Below are 21262 nucleotides of genomic sequence, written 5' to 3'. Positions count from 1 at the left end.
CCGTCAGGCGATCGGGGGATGGTCGACAATGGCGCGCATTCGGCAATAGGCTGGACGCGCCGTCATCCGCCCGACATAGGCGGCGATGTTCTTATGTCCTTCCACGTCGACGGACATGAACAATCGCGTGGTGGTGAAGGGAAAGGTCATCATGATGTCGGCCGCCGTGAACCGGTCGCCCGCCATATAGGGGGCATGCGTTAGCCGGTCGTCGACAAGTTTCAGCAGGCGCGCCGAATGAGCCCGACCTGCGACGCGGGAGGGATGATCCTGCGCGATTCCTGCCCGTTCGGCCATGATCTCCGTCACCAGCGCCGGCATCAGGGAGGATTCGGCGAAATGGAACCAGAAAAGATAATCGGCGTAGTCCGGGTCGCCGGGATTGGCGCGGAGCGCACCGTTCCCCTGCGTCGTGGCGAGATAATCCATGACCGCCCCGCTTTCGGCGATGCGTTGTCCGTCGGCCTCGACCACTGGCGATGAACCCAGCGGATGCAAAGCCTTGTAGGCCGGCTCCGCCGCGAGCGTTTCCAGCCGCACAAAGAAGCGAATGTCATAAGGACATTCCACTTCCTCCATCAGCCAGACCGCACGTTCAGAGCGGGATCGGTCGAGTTGAAAGATGGTGACGCTCATGAAGGCTCTCCGCTTGAGGAGCGCCATAGATGCGCGGCTTAGCAATTGCGCCAAACCTATCTTTGTCTAGGTATCCCCGGACGCCTGCCGTGGCAGCGTCCCGCCGCGGCGGAAGCCCGATGGCGCCGCCCATGACAGACAGGAGAGAAGATGCCCATGACGGATTTATCGGGACGGGTCGCTATCGTCACCGGGTCGGGGGCCAATATCGGGGAGGCCTGCGCAAGGGCTCTGGCGAAGGCTGGCGCGACGGTGATCCTGGCGGATATCGCAGCTGAACGGGCAGAAGCCGTCGCCCGGTCCATTCAGGCGTCGGGGGGACAGGCGCAGGGGATGGCGCTCGATCTGGCGCAGGAGGACAGCATCACGGCGCTGGTCGCAGATGTGATGCGGCAGCATCGGCGCATCGACATCCTCCACAACAATGCCGCCGACACGCGGCTGGAGCAAATGGCGGCCGATGGCTCGCTCCTCGATCTCGACGCCGCGACCTGGGATCGCGCCTTTCATGTCAATGCGCGGGGCACGATGCTGATGATCAAGGCGGTCGCGCCGCACATGATTGCGGGCGGCGGCGGCTCCATCATCAACACCTCGACCGGTGTGGCGCTGACCGGCGACATCAACAATCCGTCCTATTCCGCGTCCAAGGCGGCCGTGAACGCCCTGACCCGCAATGCGGCGGTGCAGTTCGGCCGGTTCAACATCCGGGTCAACGCGGTCGCGCCGGGCCTCGTGCTCTCCCCGCTGGCCCGGGACATGATGACCCCTGATCAGATCGCCATGATCCAGCGGCATGTCCTGCTCCCGCGCGAGAGCGTGCCGGAGGATATTGCCGGTGCGGTGCTGTTCCTGGCGTCGGATGGCGCGGCCTTCATAACCGGGCAAGTGATCGGCGTGGATGGCGGGATCGTTCATCACACGCCCTATGTCGCCGATATGCTGGAAGGCATGAGCCGGGCACAGTGAGCAGATAGAGGGCGCGATGGGCATCTTCACGCATGTCTGCCTTGGCAGCAACGATCTGGAGCGGTCCGCCCATTTCTACAATGCGGTGCTTGCGCCGCTGGGGATCGTCAATCTCGGTCCGTTTCTGGATCAGGGCGTGGGCTATGGGCGGCGGGTGCCCGAATTGCTGATCCTGCGCCCGCTGCACGGTCGGGCGACATGCAGCAATGGCGCGACTTTGGGACTGAAGGCGCCGGATCGCCGCGCGGTCGATGATTTTCATCGCGCTGGCCTGGCCGCGGGCGGCGAGGATGCCGGGCCGCCGGGGCCGCGCGGCGCCGTGCCCCACGCCTATGGCGCCTATCTGCTGGACCCGGACGGCAACAAGATCTGCGCCTATTGTTTCGATCCGCCCTAAGGCGGTCGGGAATCGCTAGTTGGCGCTCAGCGTTTGTCACGTGGATAGAAGGAAGCGAAATGGTGGGATCATTGGATGGTCGCGTAGCGATCGTGACGGGCGCGGCGCAGGGCATCGGCCTGGAGGTGGCGACCGTGCTGGCCGAAAGGGGGGCGACCGTGATCCTTTCCGACATATCGGCGGATCGGGTGGAGGCGGCGGCGGACTCGCTACGCGGCAAGAATCTCCGTGCCGAAGCGGAGACGTTCGACCTGACCGACGAGGACAGCGTTTCCGCTGCGGTTGCGCGGATCGCCGGCCGGCACGGGCGGATCGACATCCTCCACAATAATGCCGCCTATCAGACGACCGAGCAGCGTGGGCTCGATCGCGATGTCGTCCATCTCGACACCGGCGCCTGGGACAAGGCCTTTGCCGTCAATGCCCGAGGGCCGATGCTGCTGTGCAAACATGCGCTGCCGGTTATGATCTCGGGGGGCGGCGGGTCGCTCATCCATTCCGCGTCCGGTTTCGGCCTGCTGGGGGAAACGACGCTGACGGCCTATGGCGCGTCCAAGGCGGCGCTCATCAACCTCAGCCGCTTCGTCGCGACCCAATATGGCAAGCAGGGCATCCGCTCCAATGTGATTGCCATCGGCTTTGTCCTCAGCGAGACGGCCGTCGCAACAACGCCGCAAGCGGTCAAGGATGTGCTGCTCGACCATCATCTCAACCCGGAGCTGGGCAGTCCGCGCGACATCGCCCATGTCGTCGCCTTTCTGGCGTCGGACGAGTCCCGCTTCATCAACGGCGCGATGATCCCGGTAGACGGCGGTTTTACCGCGCATCAGCCCACGATGGTCGATTTCCAGCGGCTGTTCGCCGCATCGGGGAGCAATCAGTTGTAGCCGGTCAGCGCGCCGTCAAAGCAGCGCGTCGACCAGCCTAGCGGTTTCGAGATCCTCATAGGCGGTGGTCAGCCGCAGATGGTTCATGACGTTGATCTCCCAGCCGTAATTGACAACGGGGGTCGTCAGCCAGCCGATATAGACGCCCCATATCAGGGTTCGCCGATATTCGGCCCAGGCATCGTCGAAGGCAGGAGGGCTGGCGACGCCTTCCTGTCCCAGGCGATCCAGATAATAGCCCAGAAGATCGCGCTCATGCGCCCGCCGGTCTGCGATCGAAAGGCCGGTGGTCACGATATAGTTGACGTCGTGCATCGCATAGCCGCGCACCATGAGCTGCCAGTCGAGCAGGCCGGCTCCGCCATCGGGCAGGCGGTAGCTGTTGCCAAGATGCGTGTCGCCATGCAGCAGCGTCTGGGGTAGGGTCGATTGATGCCGTTGCACCGCCTGCAACCCAGCAAGCAGTTTGTCGGGCGTGGTGCGGAGCCGCTGCACCATTTCCCGTTTGAAATTTTCGGTCTCGACCTCATGCGCGATATAGGCGGGCGCGAGTTCGTTCATCATCGTTGCGACCGCGCCTTCCACATGGGTTTCGACCCAGGCAAGATCCGCGCCGAAGCGGGGCGACTCCCAGAAGCGCGCGTGCAGCCGGGCCAGCTGATCCAGCAAGGCCCGCACATCGTCCGGCCCGGTCCGCATGGTCGTGTTGGGGAAGGTCGCGCCCCGCGCGCCCAGATCTTCGAGCAACAGCCCGAAATGCGTGGTGGAGGCATTGAAGTCGCCACCGAAACAGCGCGGCGCCTCGATTGCGAGTTCCGGCCGAATGTCCCGGTAGAAGGCCACTTCGTTGGCGTAGAAGGGGGCCATGATCTCATCGACCGCCCGGGTCAGCTTGAGCACCAGGCGGTTGGGCAGGGCAGGGGCCGTGTCATCGCTATAGTCGACCTCGATCGCCACGCGCCCCGCCGTCGACACCATCTGCTCGCCATAGGTTTTGGCGTCGATGATGCGCATGTCGGTGACAGTTGCGCCCGTGTCCGCCGTGGCCAGTAGCTGGTTGATATAATCGACGGTGATTCCGTCCGTGGATGTGGGATGTTTCAGGGCCATAACCATACTCATTGGAACCGAGGGCGATCAGCTTGCCGGGACTGTGACAGTGATGACCCTATCCAATTGCAGGTTCCTTGAACCGCGATGTGGCCAGTCTGATTGAAAAGGAGCCTGCGGGCTTTGATTCAGGAGAGAGCTATGCGTGAAGCTGCGTTGGAATTGCTCAACCGGACAATGGACGAGCAGTTGAAGCGATCCGAGCATCCCAGCGATTTTCCGGCCCTTCCTCCGATTCCAGCCGGGCGCTACACCGACCCGCGTTTCGAAGTGCTGGAAAAGGACAGGCTTTGGAACCGCACCTGGCTGCTGGCCGGCATTGCATCCGACCTCCCCGCGCCCGGTTCCTACCGCCTGTTCCAGCACCTGGACCGGTCGGTCATTCTTTCTCACGGCAAAGACGGTCGGATCCGGGCCTTTCACAATGCCTGCCGGCACCGCGGTTCCCCGCTTCTGCTTGAGCCACAGGGGCGCGCCATGCGCTTCATCTGCCCCTATCACGCCTGGGGCTACGACCTTGAAGGCACTCTCAAATCGGTTCCCAGCCAGCATGATTTCGCTTGTCTCGACAAAGCGAAAAGCGGTCTGATCGAAGTGAAGTGCGATACCTATCGCGGCTTCATCTTCATCAATTTCGATGATGACGCTGAGCCGTTGCAGAATTTCCTGGGGGAATTCGTGGCGCTGACGGAAGGATATCCGCTGGAACGCATGGTGGTGAAGGATCATTTCTTCATCGAAATGGCGTGCAACTGGAAGATCGCCTATCATAATTTCCTTGAGATCTATCATGTCAACACGGTCCATCCCAAGACGTTAGCGCCGCATCTGGATTCGCGCAGTTTCGTGATCGCGCTTTACGAAGGCGGTCATATGCGGTTCGGAACGCGGAAGAAGGGCGGGGAGTCGCTGTTCCAGACCCCGCCGGTCAAGCCAGACGACATCGCGCCGGTATTTCTGGAAAATACGGTTGCGCTGCCAACCTTCCCCAACACATTTTTCTCGCTCGATCCGGTGGGATTCAACCTGCAATGCTTCTGGCCGATGGGGTCTGACCGGTCGATCATGGAAGTGCGCCAGATGGGATGGGCGACCGATAGCGAGGAGGACAAGCTCTACTGGCAGGGGATGCGCGCAGCGACGGAGCATATTCTGTCCGAGGATCTGTGCCTGTTCGAAAATATCCAGCAGTCGCTGCGCAACGGGACGATCCCATCGATCTGGGCGGGCTATCAGGAGCGCGCGCTTTACTGGTTCGAGGAAGAAATCGATCGGCGCATCGGGCCGGACCATGTGCCGGCGGACTTGCGCGTTCAGCCCCGCATCGCGTCCTTCATGGCGCCGCGCAGCGCCTGACCGCGCCGGAACGGCGGCGTGTAATCGACGCCCCTGCCGCGGTTCGAGCGTGGCAGGGGCATGATCGTCATTCGCCCAGCAATTTCCAGCTGCCCAGATCCTCGCCCGCAGCGAAGAACCGTTCGTTCATCGGCAGGCCGTTCTGGCCCCAATAGTCCATGTTCGCCACCCAGGCCTGGATGCCGTACATCGCCCAGCGCGGCACCTGTTCCTTCCAGATGGTGTCGAGATCGATGACATTCGTCGCGCCTTCCCGGATCAGGCAGTCGCGGTAATGGGCGATCAGGTCGCGATGATTTTGGCGACGCTCCTCGATGGTCAGCGATCCGATGGTGAAATAGGTGAGGTCGCGCCATGGCCGCCCGCGCCGGCCCAGTTGCCAGTCGACCCACATGCGCTCGCCATTGGGCAGGATATAGGTGTTGCCCTGGTGGCAGTCGCCCAGGATGATGCAATAGGGCGCGTCGAAGGCGCGCTCGAAGGCGACCAGCCGGTCATAGGCGCGCTCGACCCGGCGCGCGTCGTCCAGATAATGTCTGGGCGCGATGGCGCGGAAATTGGGGTCTTTCAGATTCTCTTCGATCCAGTGCCACATGATTCGAACCTGGTCATAATCGACCGGCACCGCCATGGATGTCGGCAGCCAGGGCGCCGCTTCGGGCGTGATCAACGGGCTTTCCCACAGGCCCGCATGCAGCTTTGCCAGGTCCGCCAGCGCGGTCGCGACCCCGTCGACGCCGGCATGCTGGGTCGAGTGACCGAACGTGCCGCCCCGATCGATGAGGTCTTCCAACACGATGACGCCCCGCGCCGAGCCGTCATCGTCCCAGTCGGCATAATAGCATGTGGCTGTATTGGCCGTGAGTTTGTCGGTCAGGAACTGATAGAAGCGCGCTTCGAGGGCATGGATGTCGACATTGTCGAACATGCCCGACCAGTTCGATTTGATGCACAGATTGCGCGGCAAGCCGGCGGCCCGCCCGGCATCATTCCAGTCCACCGCGACGCGCAACTTCGTGGTGTGGCTGTCGAACAGCTGCACGACCTCCATCGATTGCGCGACGACGCCCGGGTATTTGTTGGCCAACAATGATCCCAGCCATGCGGCGTCCGGCGTGAAGCGGCCGTGGGGCAGGGACGCGGTGCGGGCGGGATAGGGACGGGGGACAAGATGCCGATCGATGACGGCAGGGGGGGCGATGGCAGGCTCGCTCATGCATTATCCTCTCTCTCTTTTAGGCCGCGCCGCCGCTCTGCATCTGTGCAGTCAGCCGGCACGATCCCGATGCGGAGGCAATTTTGATCGACGGAAGACGAGTTGAGCCTTCCGGGTGGTAGGGAGATTGCAGCAGGCGCTATCTTCGCATCGCGCCAAAACAGGCCCGCAATTCCGCGACAAACAGCGCCGGCTGCTCGAAGGCGGCGAAATGGCCGCCGACATCCAGCTCATTCCAGTGAATGAGACGCGGGTAGCTGCGTTCGGCCCAGCGCCGTGATGGACGGAAAATCTCCTGCGCGAAGATGCTGACGCCGACCGGCAGGTCCAATTGACGCGCCTGAAACGCATTGGCGCTTTCCCAATAGAGCCGCGCGGACGACGCGCCGCTGTTGGTGAGCCAGTAGAGGCTGATCACGTCCAGCATTTCGTCCCGTGTCAGAGCATTCTCCGGCACGCCGCGATTGTCTGTCCATGCCTGGAACTTCTCATAAATCCAGGCGGCTTGCGCCACGGGCGAGTCCGCCAGCCCATAGCCGATCGTCTGCGGTCGGGTGCCCTGCAGCTTGGCGTAGCCGGAATCATGTTCCTGATAATATTGCATCCGCTCGACCGTTTTGGCCTCGGCCGGGGTCAGGTCGGCAAAGTCGCTTTCCTCCGGGAATACCAGCGGCATGTTGAGATGGACACCGATACATTCGGGCGGCGCGGCCATGGCGATGGCGGTTGTGATCGCCGCGCCCCAGTCGCCGCCCTGCGCGGCGAAGCGGTCATAACCGAGGCGGCGCATGAGCTGGATCCAGCTTTGCGCGATCCTCTCGACGCCCCAGCCTGCGGCCGTTGGCTTGTCCGAAAAGCCGTAGCCTGGCAGCGAGGGGATGACGACATGGAAGGCTGGCGCGTCCGGCGCGCCATGGGCGGCGGGATTGGTTAGCGGGCCGAGCACCTTCAGAAACTCCAGCACCGATCCCGGCCAGCCATGGGTCAGGATCAACGGCAGCGCGTCCGGCCGGGGACTGCGTACATGGATGAAATGGATCGAAAGATCATCGATCGCGGTGGTGAACTGGGGCAGGGCATTGAGCGCCCCTTCGCACCGCCGCCAGTCATAGCCGTCCGCCCAATAGGCGCACAGATCGCGCAGCGCCGCCAGCGGGACGCCCTGACCCCAGTCGCTGACCGTCTCCGCCTCGGGCCAGCGCGTACGGCGCAACCTGAGGCGCAGATCGTCCAGTGCCGCCTGCGGAACATCGGCGCGGAAAGCCGTGACGGCGTCGCTCATCCGGTCATCCCTGCGTCAAAATTGCACGCCGAGCGCGGCGACGGTGCCCAGATCCTCGCCCGCCACGAAGATGCGCTCGACGATGTGCATGCCCTTCTGCCCCCATTCGTCCATGTTCGCGATCCACGCCTGCATCGCATAGGGCGGCCAGCGGCGATAATATTCCCAGAGCGTGTCGTCATCCGGCACGCCCAACGCCCCCGTTTCGACCAGGCAGTTCCGGTAGTGGCGCAGCAATTCGCGGTCATGGGCGCGCCGCTCCTCGATCGTGAGCGCTCCCAGAATGAAATAGGTGAAGTCGCGGATCGGCCGTCCCTTGCGGACCAGCTGCCAGTCGAGCCACACGCGCTCGCCATCGGGGCGGACATAGCTGTTGCCCTGATGGCTGTCGCCATGGACCAGGCACCATGGGCCCTGTTCCTTGGTCTGCGCGAAATCGATCAGTGCGTTGTAGACGCCATGCAGGCGCGAGAGATCGCCCTTGATCCAGCCCGGCAGGAAAGCCTGATAGTCCGGCTTGGCATGGTTTTGCTCGGCAAAGCCGTACATCATGGTCAGCTGCTGCGTGTCCACAGGTGTCGCCATGGAGACAGGCAGCCAATCGGCCGCGTGAAGGACCGGACTGTCCCAGAAGGCGCCATGAATGCGCGCTAAGCTGGCGACGCCGCGCGCGGCTTCCTCCACGCCCATATGGTCGGTGCTGATGCCGAAATGACCGCCCTCAATGGACAGATCCTCCATCACGACCAGTCCCTGGCCGCTGTCGGGGCGCGGATCCCATGCCTCGAAGTAGGAGCGCGGGGCGGGGAAGGCGACGTGGCGGCGGAAATCCTCATAGAAACGTGCTTCGAGGCGGCAGATGCCCTGGCTGTCGAACTGCGCCCAATTAGCCTTGAGGCAGACATTTCCGGGGATGCCGGCCGCCTTGCCGACGTCGTTGAGGGTCAGTTTCACCTGATATTTGGTGGTGTGGCTGTTGCGGAGGAATACCTCCTCCATCCCCTCGACCACGATGCCGGGATAGCGCGGTTGCATGATCTGGGTCAGCCATTGCGCCGTCACATCGTCGAGATGGGCGGGGATGCCGACAGGATTAGGTTTGCTCGACATCGCTTATTTGATCTTCTTGAGTTCGCGCAGCGCGCGGTTGGCCGCGATCCGCCCGGCAATGCCGGATACGCCCCCGCCCGGATGCGCGCCGGCGCCGCCGATCAGGAAGCCAGGGAAGGGCGGCTTGGGACCGCCGAAACCAGTGGCCGGGCGATGGACGCCCGAACGCAGCGCGCCGAAATCGATATGGGTCACGCAGCCATTGGTGACGTTGAGCCGCTTCTCCCGCTCCCGCGCGGTCTCGACGAAGCGGCCCACTTCCGTATCCAGGCCGTCGTAAAATTCACCCAGATGACTGATGACAGATGTCATGGTCCGATCTTTGAGCGCGGGCGACCAGCCCTCCCGCGCGTCCACGGCGACGCCCGGCAGATAGACATAGGCGAGCGACCCGCCGGGAGGCGCCTGCGTCGGATCGGAATTGGACAATGGGCTCAGCGACATGGCGTGCCGGTGAGGGATGTCGCCGCGCCGCGCCGTGGCGAAGGACTCGCGCACTTCTTCCGGCGTGCCGATCAGGCCGACCGCCTTGTTGAGATCGGCGTCGTCATGCCGCAAATCCTGATGCTTCTTCAGGCGGAGCGGCCCGGACATGGCGATATTGGCAAGGAAGGGCGCCGCGTTCGAGCGGTTCGCGGGGGCATGTTCGATCCGCTGGGTCAGCGCCCGCGGAACGCCGCCGGGCGTCGTGAGCCGCATGGCGGTCCGGGGATCGCAGGCGGCGATGACCATCTTCGCGCGGATGACCCGGCCGTCCTCCAGCCGCACACCCTTCGCCGCGCCGTCATCGACGATGATCTCCGCGACGGGCGCATTGAGCTCGATCGTTGCGCCCGACGCCTCGATGCTGCGCGCGAGCGCGTCGGAGAAGGATTGCAGGCTGCCGATCGGCTTGCCGGTGCCATATTTGTGGGTGACGGCGAAGATCATGTAGGCGGCGGCATTGCCGTCGTCATCGACCGGACCCGCCCCCGCCGCGATGCCCAGCAGCAGGGCGATCGTCGCCGGATGCTCGAACCGTTCGCAGGCGATCTGGTCCGCCGTCGCCTTCGACATGGCGACCAGCTCGTCCTTCAGGCGGACATTGCGGACCGCGCTGCCGATCATCTTCGACAGGTTCTTCACGTCCGGCCGCCCCGGCTCCGCCATCATTAGCGGAAAACCGATGTCCATCATGACGTTCAGCGTCTTCATGAACTCCAGATAGGCCTTGCCATCATTGCGGTTGATGCGGGCAATATCCTCCGCCGTGCGGTGATAGTCGTAGAAGAGCGCGATCGAGCTGCCGTCGGGATGAAGATAGGCGTAGGTCGGATCGGGATCGACCGTGCGCAGCCCATATTTGGGCAGGTCGAAATCCTCGATGATGCCCGATTTACGGGCGAACAGCAGCTCGACGGCGCAGGGCGTCACCAGATGGTCGGGGGCTTCGGGGATCATATAGCCCGAACTGGTCATGCCGCCGACCTTGGCCAGACGCTCGACCACGACGACCTTCTTGCCGGCCTTGGCCAGATATCCAGCGGCGGCCATGCCATTATGTCCTGCGCCGATGACGACGACGTCGACCTGATCCGTCATTATCTCTTCCCCTTTTTTTGCCCGGTCAGCCATTCGCTGCGGCGGTATAGGCCTTGCCCCATTCGGCCAGCGCGACGAGGCGGGTCTTGCGATCGGCCTGGATCTGTGGGATTTTCTCCTCGTCCGGGCCATCGGGAACGATCACCAACGGTTCCTTGCCCAGGCTGGCTAGGGCGAGCGCGCAGACATCGGCCGGATCATAGGCAATGGAATAATCCATCCCGAGCCCCTCGGTCGCGCGGCGCAGGGTCGGCGTATCCATGATCGGGGCGGCGACGCCGACGATATCGACATTCTGCCCTTCCAGTTCGGCCCAGAGCGATTCGACGAAATTGAGCTCGAACGCCTTGGTCGCGGAATACATGACCAGCCAGGGCTGCCCGCCAAGGCCGGCGCCGGACGACATGACGACGACGCCACCCTTGCCGCGCTTCAGGAAGCGATTGCCAAAGCCATGCACCGCTTCCAGCACATTGGCCGCGTTCATGGTGAGCAGCCGAAGCGAACGATCGACGGGTTCGCCGAAGAAACTGTTGCCTGCGCCGTCCGCGCCGGCATTGGAAATGTAGAGGCCGATGTCCAGATCGGCGGTCGCCTCTACCAGTCGGCTTCCGGCGCCCTGTTCGGTGAGGTTGGCGGTGATGGCACGATATTCGACGCCATGCTCGGTTGCCAGCCGCTGACCCAGCGCATCGAGCGCTTCCTGCCGACGCGAGACCAGCACCAGATGGATGCCCATGGCGGCCAGCTGTTCCGCATAGCAGGCGCCGGTGCCTTCGGACGCGCCCGCGATGATGGCCCAGGGACCATATTTGTCGGCGAAAGCAGCGCGGTCAAAGGGCGGAAGGTCGATTTTGCGCATCGGGTGCAAGTCCTCTCTTGGTGCCGGCCTTACCGGCGCGGTTTGCGATTGCGCAGACCCTAGAAGAGGAGCGTCTGCCAACAGCCTATCGGGAGGCAGGGCGCGTCGAAACGAAAAGGCAACGGTCCGCAGGATGGCGGGACGGCCAAGACCAGTCGGACCGCGCTTGCGGTATAATGACAATAACGTCATTATACTGGGGAACGGGAGAGGAGCGATGATTCGGATGCGATCTGAAACGGTGGAAGAACGTCCGGCGTACGTGCGGCCCGTGGCCTTCGTGGCGGACCCTGTAGTCGTCGCCGCGTCGCTGCGGCCCTTGCTGGAGAACCATGCCGCCGCCTGCGAGCGCGAGCGGCGGATCGTTCCGGCGGTGATGGAGGCGTTGCGCGCATCCGGCCTGTTCCATATCACGGCGCCTGAACGCGCCGGTGGGCCAGGCCACAGGCTGACCACCCATATCGAGACAGTTGCCGAACTGGCCAAAGGCTGCGTCGGCACTGCCTGGTCCTATGGGCTGCTGTCAGGAATTACCGGAACGGCGTTCGCGCTGCCGCCGGCCATGACGGAGCGGCTGTTCCAGACCGGCGAGGAACTGTTTTGCAGTGCCTCCGCGCCTTCGGGCAAAGCGGTTGCGGTGCCGGGCGGCTATCGCGTGTCGGGGCGCTGGGGTTATGGATCGGGGTGCCTGCACGCCGATTGGGCGCTGAACGGCGTCATGATCGAAACGGATGCGGGTGTTGAACCGGCTCTGGCATTTCTGGATCTGCGCGACCCTGCCTGTTCGATCGAGGACAATTGGCATGTCGCGGGCATGGCCGGTTCCGGCAGCAACATGATCGTCGCGCGGGATCTGTTCGTGCCGGACAACCTGATCCTCTGGTCGTCGCGCACGCCGCCGGCCGAGGCGATCCTGGCGATGGAGGGGCTGGAGCCGCGCGACCGATGGCCGATGGAGCCGCTATTCCCGCTGGGCGTGCTCGCGCCGATGCTGGGTGCGGCGACGGCATTGCTCGAAGGCGTAGCCCAGGCGATGCCCAGGCGGCAGATAGCGGGCTGGACCTATGCCGGGCAGAGCGGTTCGGAGGCTCTGGTTGGCATGACCGGCCGCGCGGCGATGGAGATCGATTCGGCCTGGTTGCATGTTCGCCGTGCCGCCGGGATGTTGGACGAAGCGGCGCAATGCCGCGGGCTCACCGGCTTCGACAAGGCGCGGATCCAGGCCGATTGCGGCTATGCGATGGAATTGCTGCGCGCGGCGGGCAACCGGTTGATGGATGTCGCCGGGCCGGGCGCCTTCGCCCTTTCCAACCCCTTGCAGCGGATCTGGCGCGACCTGAGCGTCGGCACCCGTCACAATGCGTTGAACGGACAGCTTTCCATCGAGCTATATGGCCGGGCGATCACCGGTCTGCCATCCAATATCGCCCTGCTGCCCGATATCACGCCGGCCCCGACCTGGGCGAGACCGAAATGACAGGAGAAGCACATATCATGACACAACCGACCGCACAGGAAATCGCGACATTCCTGAAGGCTCAGGCCGAGATGTTCAGCGAGGGCCGTATCGACGATTTCATGGCGGCCTTCCGCGCGATCGCGCCGGGCGGATTCAAGGTGCAGGACCCGGCCACCGGCCCGGTGCAGGAAGGATGGGACAAGCTGGAGGCTCTGTGCGCGCAATATGTCGGATGGAAGCTGTTCGTCGAGGATGTGAAGGTGAGCGGCAACGAGGCGGTCATATATGTCCGCAACGAAGGCGAATATGAGGGGCATCCTGTCTGCGTGCACAGCATCGAACATTATATATTCGGGGAGGATGGCAGCCTGCTTGCGCGCTATTTCCACCCGATGCAATAGGGCGGCGATGTCCGACGCCGCGCCTGCACCCGCTGATGTCGATCCGCGCACGGCGGCGGCTGCGATCAGGCGCGCCCGGATGCGCGAGCGGCTGCTCGACGCCGTGCTCGACCTGTATCAGCCGGGGCAGGGCAGCGGTAGTCTGGTGATCGAAGACGTGATCCGCGCAGCGGACGTATCGCGCGGCAGTTTCTACAAATATTTCGAGTCCCTCGACGCTGCGGTGAATGAACTGGGCGAGCGGATGACCGCGGACCTGATCGCCGATTTCCGCAGGCTGTTCGACGATGTGACGGACCCGCTGGTCCGGGCGGTCGGCGGCGCGGCGATGGCGATGGCGCGGGCCTGGCATGATCCGCGATGGGGCGGCTTTACCTGCCGCGTCGACTATGTCGATTATTTTGCGCGGGCGAGCATGTTCGACCTGCTGGTGCGCGATGCGCTGAAGGCCGCGCGGGATGGCGGGCGGATGCAGTTCCGGTCGATCGACGTGGCAGTGGACCTGATCGTCGGCATGACCATCGAGGCGCGGCGGCGCCTGATGCTCCGGTCGGTCGAGCCCCGCGCCTATATCGACGAGATGGTCGAACGCACCTTCGCCGGTCTGGGAGCGGAACCAGCCGCCATCGCAGCGGCGAGCGTGCTGGCATGGGATATGATGATGCGGGCCGCGCCCGGCCTTGGCTGGTGGCGGAGCGGGGAGGGGCTTGGCTGACCGGCCGACCCGGACTGCAACCAGAGAGCATCGACTCCAGAAAAGGCCGAGGCGCTAGAGCTGGGTCCAGCAGGGCGTGCCGGCCTTGTTCAGCGGACCGCAGCTCGCGATGCGCGTCGCGCCGTTGGACGCGATCAGGACCAGCCAGTCGCCGCTATCTTCGCAGCGCAGCGCCCAGGCCGCGTTAGGGCCGATATCTCCCCTGAACAGGGATTTGGACGTGCGCGAACATGTCTGCCCTGCATCATGCATGAGCTTGGCAAAGGCAGCGCTGCGGCCGCTCGCATTCTGGGTTTCGATGGCGTTACTGTAGCTGTTGCGGCTGCTGCCCTGCCGCGTGATTTCGGCATAGCCGATCCGCGCGAGCAATAGGGCCGCGATCATCGATGTGGGTATCAAAGTCCACAGCATCGCCCGGCGAACATTGCCGCCAGCATGGCCGCAAGCGCGGCACCACCCGCCATAACCGTTCTGCGGCGTTTTGCATTTCGGGCATTTCATGCAGTGGCCCTATAGCGGTTCGCTGTCCCGACACCCTATCCTTGGAGAGGAACGGACCGTGTCCCCGTGCTGCATTCTATAGAATATGGAATCGCAGGATACAGCCTCCATGGACTATTGGGCATCGGCCCTTGACCGGCTTGCGTCGCCCGAGATTTTGCAATCCCCGGCGACGCGGCGCCAGGCCGTAGCGGCGGTGTTGCGATCAAGGATCGTGGCGGGTGTCATTCCGCCCGGCGCGCTGCTGCGGGAAACGGCGCTGGCGCAGGATTTGAATGTCAGCGCGACGCCGGTCAGGGAAGCGCTGGGCACATTGGCGTCCGAAGGGCTGGTGGAAGTCGAAACCCACCGGTTGAAGCGGGCGACGCCGATCGACCCTGACGTGACCCGCGACCTGGTCCGTGTGCAGGCCGAACTGTGGCGGCTGGGTTATGGCTGGGGCATGCCCCGCATCGGCGCAGCGGAGATCAAGGCGCTGAAAAGGGCGATCGCGCGCTATAGCGCGGCATTGGCGAGCGGCGAATATATGGCCGCGATCATGGCCGGGCTCGATTTCCACACGATCTTCATCAAGGCCTCGGAAAGCCGCGAACTGTTACGGTCGACGCTGGACCGGCGCGGGCTGATCGCTCGCTTCATTTTTCTGCATGGCATCACGACCCTACGCGAAAGCGGCCTTCGCGAGCATGAGGCGATACTACAGGCGTTTCTAGCGGGCGATCGGGATGCCGTGCTGGCCTGCCTCGACCGGATGGCGGCGCGCCTGATCGCCCTGTGCGATGCCGAGGCCATGGCGGGCGCCGATCTGGACCGACTCCAAAAGGATTGACAATGGATTTCGAACTGCCCGAAGAATATCGCTCTTTCCGCGACATGGTGCGCCGATGGGTGAACAGTGAAGTGCCCAAGGACTGGGCGCGCGCGCTAGAAAAGGACGAGCATCATTATCCCTTCGCGCTGTGGGACAAGTTCACCGAAGCGGGTTTCCACGGCATCGGCATAGCGGAGGATTATGACGGGCAGGGCGGCGATGTCGTCATGCAGATGCTGCTGGCGCGGGAACTGGCCCGGTCGCTCGGCGGGCTGGCGTGGATATGGGGCATCACCAGCTTTGCGGGGTCCAAATCCATCGGGCTTTACGGATCGGCCGAACAGAAAGCGAAATATCTCCCGCTGATTGCGACGGGCCAGCTGAAGGCCGCGATCGCCTTTACCGAGCCGGGCGGTGGCACGGACCTGCTCGGCGCGATGGCCACCACGGCGGACCGGGTCGATGGCGGGTGGAAACTCAATGGCGAGAAGATCTGGTCCTCCTCCGCGCACGTCGCCGATTATCTACTGGTGATCGCGCGCAGCAGCAGGAGCGTCGAGAAGAAGCATCAGGGGTTGACCCTCTTCTGGGTGCCGACGAAGACGCCGGGCGTGACGATCACGCCGCTGGCCAAGCTGGGTATGCGATCGATGGGCAGCTGCTCCGTTCACTTCGAGGACGCGTTTGTCGCGGAAGAGCATGTTCTGGGTGAACCCGACAAGGCCTGGTACATGCTGCTGCCCACGCTCAACAACGAGCGCATCATGGTCGGCGCCTTCTGCCTGGGCGTCATCGATGGCGTGCTGGAAGACGCGCTCGACTATATGAAACAGCGCAAGGCCTTTGGCGGGATCATCGGCCGGTTCCAGAGCTTGCAACATTATGTCGCCGACATCGCGACCATGCAGAAGACGACCGAACTGATGCTGCATTATTGCGCCGACAAGCAGAGCCGGGGCGAGAATGTCGGCGTCGAGGCCAATATGCTGAAGCTCATGGCGTCCGAAAACGCCAATGCCGCAGCGGACATGGGCATCCAGATATTGGGCGGCATGGGCTATTCGGCGGAGACCGACATGCAGCGTTACTGGCGAGACAGCCGCCTGTGGCGCATCGGTCCCATCACCAACGAAATGGTGCGCAACGGCATCGCGGAAAGCCTGGGGCTGCCGCGATCCTTCTGAAGGACAGGTGCCTTGCGGGTGGCGGGCGGCCCAATGTCCGCCCGAAATTTCCGGCAAAGACGACAAGGAGAGCAAGTGCGATGATGTTTCCCGAGCAACCGATCCCCGATCATGTTCCGCCCGAACTGGTGAGCCGGGATTTCCCCTTCATCTTCGGCATGACGACGACAGAGGATCCGTTCGACGATCTGGCGATGCAGGTGCATGAGGGGCCCGACATCATCTATGCCGCCCACGCCTATCCGGGGGGCACGCCCGCCTGGGTGCCGCGGCGCATGGCGCATTTGCGCGAGATATATCTCGACACCGATCATTTCTCCTCGACCGACTTTTCGCCTTACTCGAAGCTGGTGGGGGGGAACTGGATCAACTCGCCAGCGGAACTTGATCCGCCTGCCCACGGGCCTTTTCGCCAGATGGTCAACCCGGCCTTCACGCCCAAGGCGATGGCGGCGCTGGAAGACAAGATCCGGCACTATGCGGTGGAATATATCGACGCCTTCGCCCCGCGCGGCCAGTGCGAGTTCATGGGCGATTTTGCCTTTGAATTCCCCATCAAGGTGTTCATGGAACTGATGGGCCTGCCGCACGATCGGATGAGCGAGTTCATGGAGTGGGAAATGAACCTGCTCCACAATCACGACCTGTCCAAGATCGCGGAGGCGACGCGTAGCGTGCTTGCCTATCTGGGCGGAGAGATTGAGGACAGGCGGGCCAATCCGCGCAATGATCTCATCAGCTTCGGCGTGCAGGGGCGGATCGATGGTCGGGCGCTGACCGACGACGAACTGCTGGGCTTCATGTTCAATCTGTTCATTGGCGGGCTGGACACGGTTTCGACCAATATGGGCCTACACTTCCGGCATCTGGGCAGCCATCCGGAGGATCAGGCCCATCTGCGGGCCAATCCGTCGGAAATCCCGCACGCCATAGATGAGCTGATGCGGGCTTATGGCGCGGTGACCACCTTCAGAACCTGCAAGAAGGAAACCGAAGTGGCCGGCATCCGCTTCATGCCCGGCGACAAGGTGGCGATGTCAACCACGCTCGCCGGCCGCGATCCGGCCGAGTTCGACGCGCCTGCCGAGGTTCGGCTCGACCGGCGGCCACGGCATGTCGGTTTCGGCTTCGGCATCCATACCTGCGTTGGCATGCATCTGGCGCGGCGCGAGCTGCGGATCGCGATGGAGGAGTTTCTCGCCCGCATTCCCGACTTCCGCATCGCCCCCGGCCATCAGGTGGAATGCCATCTGGGGATGATCCAGCCGGTCGCGCTGCCGCTGGTGTGGACGCCAGCAAGCTGAACGGGGAGGAGGCGTTCGCCTTGCGGCGGACGCCTCGCTCGGCATCAGAGGTCCAGGCAGGCCTCTTCGAAATCCAGCCGGGGGTTGCGGGGAAAGAGCCCGTCCGGGTTGCCATAGCCGATATTGCACAGGAAATTGCTCTTCCACCGGCCGTCCGGGAAAAATTCCGCGTCGGTGCCGACCTGATCGAAGCCGGACATCGGGCCGCAATCCAGGCCTAGCGCCCGCGCCGCCATGATCAGATAGGCGCCCTGGAGCGTCGAGGAGCGCGCCACCGTATCCGCAATCAGCGCTGCCTTGCCCTCGAACGTGCTGCGCATGTCGCGGGAGGGGAAAAGTTTGTCATAAAATTCGTAGAACCGGGTGTCGCCCGCGACGATCACGGTGCAGGGCGCCTGCATCACCTTGTCCACATTGCCCGCGCTTAGATGGGGTTTGAGGCGTTCTTTGGCGGCGGCGGAACGGACGAACACGAAACGGCCCGGATTGCTGTTTGCCGTCGTCGGCCCCCATTTGGCGAGATTGTACAGGCGCCGGACGGTCTCGTCCGTAACCGGCCGGGCGGTCCATTGATTATGGGTGCGAGCATCGCGGAACAGCAGGTCCAGCATGGCGTCTCTGGCAATATCGGTCGTGTCCGGCATGATCGCTCTCTTATCCTGTGGTGGCTTCGCCGATGCCCCGGTTATCCCAGCCTGCAGCTTCGCGTGCAAGAATGGCATCGGCTTCGCCACCCAGCTTCGCCATGTCGGCATGCTCCCAGATGCGATGGGCGCCTGTGGCATAAGCGCGCCCATTGTCCCGATAGAGCAAGGCATCGACGACGTTCGCGCGCAGCTTGTCGATGCGGCGGACAACACGGCCGGGCGTGCCCATGACAAGCGAATGGGGTGGGATCACGCTGTCGGGCGGCAGGAAACTGTGTCCGGCGACGATCGAGCCGTGCCCAACGACGCAGCGCTCCATGATGGTCGCGCCGATACCGATCAGGCAGGCAGGCTCTATGGTGCAGCCATGGACCACCGCGCGATGGCCGATGGTGCAATAATCGCCGATGATCGTGGGATCGTCCCAGCCGATATGGATCATCGCATGATCCTGTACGCTGGCGCAGCGCCCGATCGAGACATGCGCCCGTTCGGACCGGAGGACGGCATAGGGCCAGAGGCTGCAATCGTCGCCCAGCCGCACATCGCCGAAAATGCGGACGGTAGGGTCGATAAAGGCAGGCGCGTCCATGGGATCAGCGGGTGATGACGATCTTGCCATGGGGACTGCCGGCCTGCGCCGCCCAGGCCTCGGCGGCATCGGCAAAGGCGTAGCGGGTTGTGTCGACGGTCAGGCTCCGCGTCATCGCCATGGCGATCAGCCGGTCATAGGCGGCGCGGCGCTCGCTGGCGGGGCGTTGCCCGGTGCCGACGCCGATATGGCTGCGGAAGACGAGATCGCGTAGGGACAGCGTGACCGTCGGTCCGGCCTGCACGCCAATGCTCATCATGCGCGCGCCGGGCCGCGTGGCGCGCATCGCCGCTTCAGCCGGCGGACCATAGATGATGTCGAGCACGACGTCATAGCCACCTTCCGAGACCGCTTTCAGCGCCGCCTCGTCATCGCCCTCGCCCAACAGGGCGATCGCATCGGCATGACCGGCGGCCTGCATGGCCTCCAGCCGTTCGCGGCCGCGCGCCGCCGCCACGACGCGGCCCGCGCCCAGCAGCCGGGCGACCTGCGCGCCGATCTGCCCGACAGGGCCGGTCGCGCCGAGAATGAGGACGGACTCGCCCTTCGCGATCCGCGCCTCTTCCAGAGGGATCAGCGCGCCGGTGCCGGAGATGGCGAGGGCGATCAGCTGGTCGTCGGAAAGGCCGTCTGGAGCAGGCCAGATTTCCTCCTCGGCCACAAGCGTGCGTTCCGCGATCGCGCCGAAGGGCGGCCTGCTATGGCCGAAGTAGACGCGGCTTCCATCATCCAGATGCCCGACACCCTCGCCGCCGGGCACATAGGGCGCATCGACGGGACCGAAAAAGCCCTTCGCGCGCATGAGGTCCGTGGGCCCGATTCCGGCGGCCGCAACGTCGATGACGCGATGGCCGGGCTGCGCGGTCGGTTCGGGATGATCGGCCAGCGCGAAGCCGCCATCGCTGTCGATCAGGGCGGCCCGCATGGCATTCCCCTATGGTAGTGATGGATGCGGCCTGGCCGCGGAGAAGAGAAGGTCGCCCGTTGGGAAAGGGGCGACCCTTCTTTCGACCTCAATAGGCGCCCGGGGGAGAGATCGGATCGGCGCCGGTCAGGTTCCGGCCATAGATTTCATAGCCGATGGTCGGGATATTCTGGATGTGCCGCAGCGCCATCGAAATGTCCCGCCAGTAGCGGTTGATCGGCTTGTCCAGCGCAAAGCCGGAGGAGCCGGCCTGGAACATCAGCGACTCGCTGGCGCCATGAACCAGTTCGATCATCTGCGCGCCGCCTGCGCGCTGTTTCGCCTTTTCCGCCAGAGTGAATTCTTCGCCCAGACCGACGCGATCCAGCTTGGCAGTCAGGTCGAACAGGATCAGCTTTGCGGTGTCGATCATCGCCGCCGCTTCGCCCAGATCGCGCATATAGGCACCTGACTTGGTGCGCGGGCCGATAATCGTCGTCAGCACCGGCTTTTTGGGAGCCTCGGCGGTGACGATCTCCAACATGGCCTCGACCGCGCCGATCAACTGAGCGATGCCCGTGGTGCGGACGACCGGGACGGCGGGCAGCAGATCGGAGGGCGCGCCGAAATGGCGCTTGGTCCGGTCGATCTGGCCGGCGCGTTCATCCATCAGCACCATCTGGGCTTCGGGAATGAATACATCCTTGGCGACCGCCGTGTCGGAGCCGGTCCCCTGCATGCCCGAAACGAACCATGTGTCCTGGATGGTCATGCTGTCCATCGGCAGATAGCACATGCTGATGCCCGGAACGACCGGGCCGTCATACCCCTCCAGCACGACGCCCTGCTGCGCCCATTTCGACTGCCGCGACCCGGACATATAGGGCCATGAGCCGTTGATGATCCAGCCGCCGTCAACCTTGCGGGCCTTGCCCGGCGGGTTGTAGGCGCCACAGACCGGCTGGGGACCGTCGCCGAACACAGCGTCCTGCACGCCGTCGGGCGCAAGGCTGGTGATCCAGCTTGTGCCGTTGATGATCTGGATCACCCAGCTGATCGCCGGATCGCCCTTGGCGATTTCCATCTGCACCCGGCAGAAATCTGTCGGGGAAAGGCCCATGCCGCCCAGCCGTTGCGGCAGCAGCATGCGCAGGAATCCCTCTTCCTTGAGCATCTTGTCGACGGCGGGCGTGGGGCTGCGCCGCTTTTCGCCCTCGGGCGCTTCGCCCTGCAGGAAAGCGCGCAAGCTGCGCGCCTTTTCCACCATCGCGTCAGCGACAGCCTTTTCGGCAAAACCGCACTGGATCTCATTATCCACCTTGGGGGCAGTAGCCATCA

General features: G+C 63.9%; 22 protein-coding genes. 10 read left to right on the top strand and 12 right to left on the bottom strand.

The features are described 5' to 3' along the window. Window positions 1–3 precede the first annotated feature (3 nt). Window positions 4–636 (bottom strand): glutathione S-transferase family protein, encoded by a 633-nt coding sequence (locus SX1_RS07425; RefSeq protein ID WP_019052464.1) that lies wholly within the window; start codon window positions 634–636, stop codon window positions 4–6. A 156-nt stretch (window positions 637–792) separates the two neighbouring features. On the opposite strand from SX1_RS07425, the gene SX1_RS07420 reads away from it, so the two are divergent. The 3 genes from SX1_RS07420 to SX1_RS07410 are packed head-to-tail and all read left to right on the top strand — an operon-like array spanning window position 793 to window position 2889. Then, window positions 793–1605, top strand: a complete 813-nt coding sequence (locus SX1_RS07420) for an SDR family NAD(P)-dependent oxidoreductase (protein WP_255209717.1) — start codon at window positions 793–795, stop codon at window positions 1603–1605. 16 nt (window positions 1606–1621) lie between these two features. Next, window positions 1622–2002 carry a VOC family protein gene (locus SX1_RS07415; RefSeq protein WP_019052462.1) on the top strand — a complete coding sequence of 127 codons (381 nt, stop codon included), beginning with the start codon at window positions 1622–1624 and terminating at the stop codon, window positions 2000–2002. Window positions 2003–2061: 59 nt separating this feature from the next. Continuing rightward, complete coding sequence (locus SX1_RS07410) at window positions 2062–2889, top strand: SDR family NAD(P)-dependent oxidoreductase (RefSeq protein ID WP_019052461.1); 828 nt, start codon at window positions 2062–2064, stop codon at window positions 2887–2889. Between the two features lie 15 nt (window positions 2890–2904). Here the strand turns inward: SX1_RS07410 and SX1_RS07405 are convergent, their stop codons facing one another. After that, window positions 2905–3999, bottom strand: a complete 1095-nt coding sequence (locus tag SX1_RS07405) for a phosphotransferase (RefSeq protein ID WP_019052460.1) — start codon at window positions 3997–3999, stop codon at window positions 2905–2907. Between the two features lie 141 nt (window positions 4000–4140). Between SX1_RS07405 and SX1_RS07400 the strand changes: the two genes are divergently transcribed. Next, window positions 4141–5355, top strand: coding sequence for an aromatic ring-hydroxylating oxygenase subunit alpha (locus SX1_RS07400; RefSeq protein ID WP_019052459.1), 1215 nt, complete (start codon window positions 4141–4143; stop codon window positions 5353–5355). Window positions 5356–5422: 67 nt separating this feature from the next. Here SX1_RS07400 and SX1_RS07395 read toward each other — a convergent pair whose 3' ends face one another. From SX1_RS07395 to SX1_RS07375, 5 genes are all read right to left on the bottom strand, one after another. Next, on the bottom strand, window positions 5423–6571 hold the full coding sequence (locus SX1_RS07395; RefSeq protein ID WP_019052458.1) for a protein kinase family protein: 1149 nt from the start codon (window positions 6569–6571) through the stop codon (window positions 5423–5425). Between the two features lie 139 nt (window positions 6572–6710). Further along, window positions 6711–7853, bottom strand: a complete 1143-nt coding sequence (locus tag SX1_RS07390; protein ID WP_019052457.1) for an epoxide hydrolase family protein — start codon at window positions 7851–7853, stop codon at window positions 6711–6713. A gap of 15 nt (window positions 7854–7868) precedes the next feature. After that, entirely contained in the window at window positions 7869–8963 is a 1095-nt protein-coding gene (locus SX1_RS07385) for a phosphotransferase (RefSeq protein ID WP_017183031.1), read from the bottom strand. A 3-nt stretch (window positions 8964–8966) separates the two neighbouring features. After that, window positions 8967–10544, bottom strand: coding sequence for a phytoene desaturase family protein (locus SX1_RS07380; RefSeq protein ID WP_019052456.1), 1578 nt, complete (start codon window positions 10542–10544; stop codon window positions 8967–8969). A gap of 25 nt (window positions 10545–10569) precedes the next feature. Beyond that, window positions 10570–11406: an SDR family NAD(P)-dependent oxidoreductase gene (locus tag SX1_RS07375; RefSeq protein WP_017183029.1), complete on the bottom strand. Its 837-nt coding sequence runs from the start codon at window positions 11404–11406 to the stop codon at window positions 10570–10572. 226 nt (window positions 11407–11632) lie between these two features. On the opposite strand from SX1_RS07375, the gene SX1_RS07370 reads away from it, so the two are divergent. Genes SX1_RS07370 through SX1_RS07360 form a run of 3 tightly spaced genes read left to right on the top strand, consistent with a single transcriptional unit; the run spans window position 11633 to window position 13981 of the window. Beyond that, window positions 11633–12883, top strand: a complete 1251-nt coding sequence (locus tag SX1_RS07370) for an acyl-CoA dehydrogenase family protein (RefSeq protein ID WP_241763637.1) — start codon at window positions 11633–11635, stop codon at window positions 12881–12883. Window positions 12884–12900: 17 nt separating this feature from the next. After that, window positions 12901–13266, top strand: a complete 366-nt coding sequence (locus SX1_RS07365; protein ID WP_017183027.1) for a nuclear transport factor 2 family protein — start codon at window positions 12901–12903, stop codon at window positions 13264–13266. 7 nt (window positions 13267–13273) lie between these two features. Continuing rightward, a complete protein-coding gene (locus tag SX1_RS07360) occupies window positions 13274–13981 on the top strand; it encodes a TetR/AcrR family transcriptional regulator (protein ID WP_017183026.1) in 708 nt (235 codons plus the stop codon). 54 nt (window positions 13982–14035) lie between these two features. Here the strand turns inward: SX1_RS07360 and SX1_RS07355 are convergent, their stop codons facing one another. Next, window positions 14036–14482, bottom strand: a complete 447-nt coding sequence (locus tag SX1_RS07355; protein WP_244917290.1) for a hypothetical protein — start codon at window positions 14480–14482, stop codon at window positions 14036–14038. Window positions 14483–14591: 109 nt separating this feature from the next. On the opposite strand from SX1_RS07355, the gene SX1_RS07350 reads away from it, so the two are divergent. From SX1_RS07350 to SX1_RS07340, 3 genes are all read left to right on the top strand, one after another. Then, a complete protein-coding gene (locus tag SX1_RS07350) occupies window positions 14592–15311 on the top strand; it encodes a GntR family transcriptional regulator (protein ID WP_255209716.1) in 720 nt (239 codons plus the stop codon). Between the two features lie 2 nt (window positions 15312–15313). Then, window positions 15314–16477, top strand: a complete 1164-nt coding sequence (locus tag SX1_RS07345; protein ID WP_017183023.1) for an acyl-CoA dehydrogenase family protein — start codon at window positions 15314–15316, stop codon at window positions 16475–16477. 80 nt (window positions 16478–16557) lie between these two features. Then, window positions 16558–17781 (top strand): cytochrome P450, encoded by a 1224-nt coding sequence (locus SX1_RS07340; protein ID WP_019052452.1) that lies wholly within the window; start codon window positions 16558–16560, stop codon window positions 17779–17781. Between the two features lie 44 nt (window positions 17782–17825). On the opposite strand, the gene SX1_RS07335 is transcribed toward SX1_RS07340, so the two are convergent. From SX1_RS07335 to SX1_RS07320, 4 genes are all read right to left on the bottom strand, one after another. Beyond that, entirely contained in the window at window positions 17826–18425 is a 600-nt protein-coding gene (locus SX1_RS07335) for a malonic semialdehyde reductase (RefSeq protein ID WP_019052451.1), read from the bottom strand. Window positions 18426–18435: 10 nt separating this feature from the next. Next, complete coding sequence (locus SX1_RS07330; RefSeq protein WP_241763635.1) at window positions 18436–19050, bottom strand: gamma carbonic anhydrase family protein; 615 nt, start codon at window positions 19048–19050, stop codon at window positions 18436–18438. Further along, complete coding sequence (locus tag SX1_RS07325; RefSeq protein ID WP_019052450.1) at window positions 19025–19945, bottom strand: quinone oxidoreductase family protein; 921 nt, start codon at window positions 19943–19945, stop codon at window positions 19025–19027. Before SX1_RS07325 ends, SX1_RS07330 begins: the two co-directional genes overlap by 26 nt. Window positions 19946–20033: 88 nt before the next feature. After that, window positions 20034–21260, bottom strand: a complete 1227-nt coding sequence (locus tag SX1_RS07320) for an acyl-CoA dehydrogenase family protein (RefSeq protein ID WP_017183018.1) — start codon at window positions 21258–21260, stop codon at window positions 20034–20036. Between the last annotated feature and the right edge of the window lie 2 nt (window positions 21261–21262).

The sequence above is a fragment of the Sphingobium xenophagum NBRC 107872 genome, from assembly GCF_000367345.1.
In the GTDB taxonomy this organism is placed as follows: domain Bacteria; phylum Pseudomonadota; class Alphaproteobacteria; order Sphingomonadales; family Sphingomonadaceae; genus Sphingobium; species Sphingobium xenophagum.
Note: the sequence above shows the minus strand (reverse complement) of the source record. Positions and strands in the feature narration are given on the sequence as shown.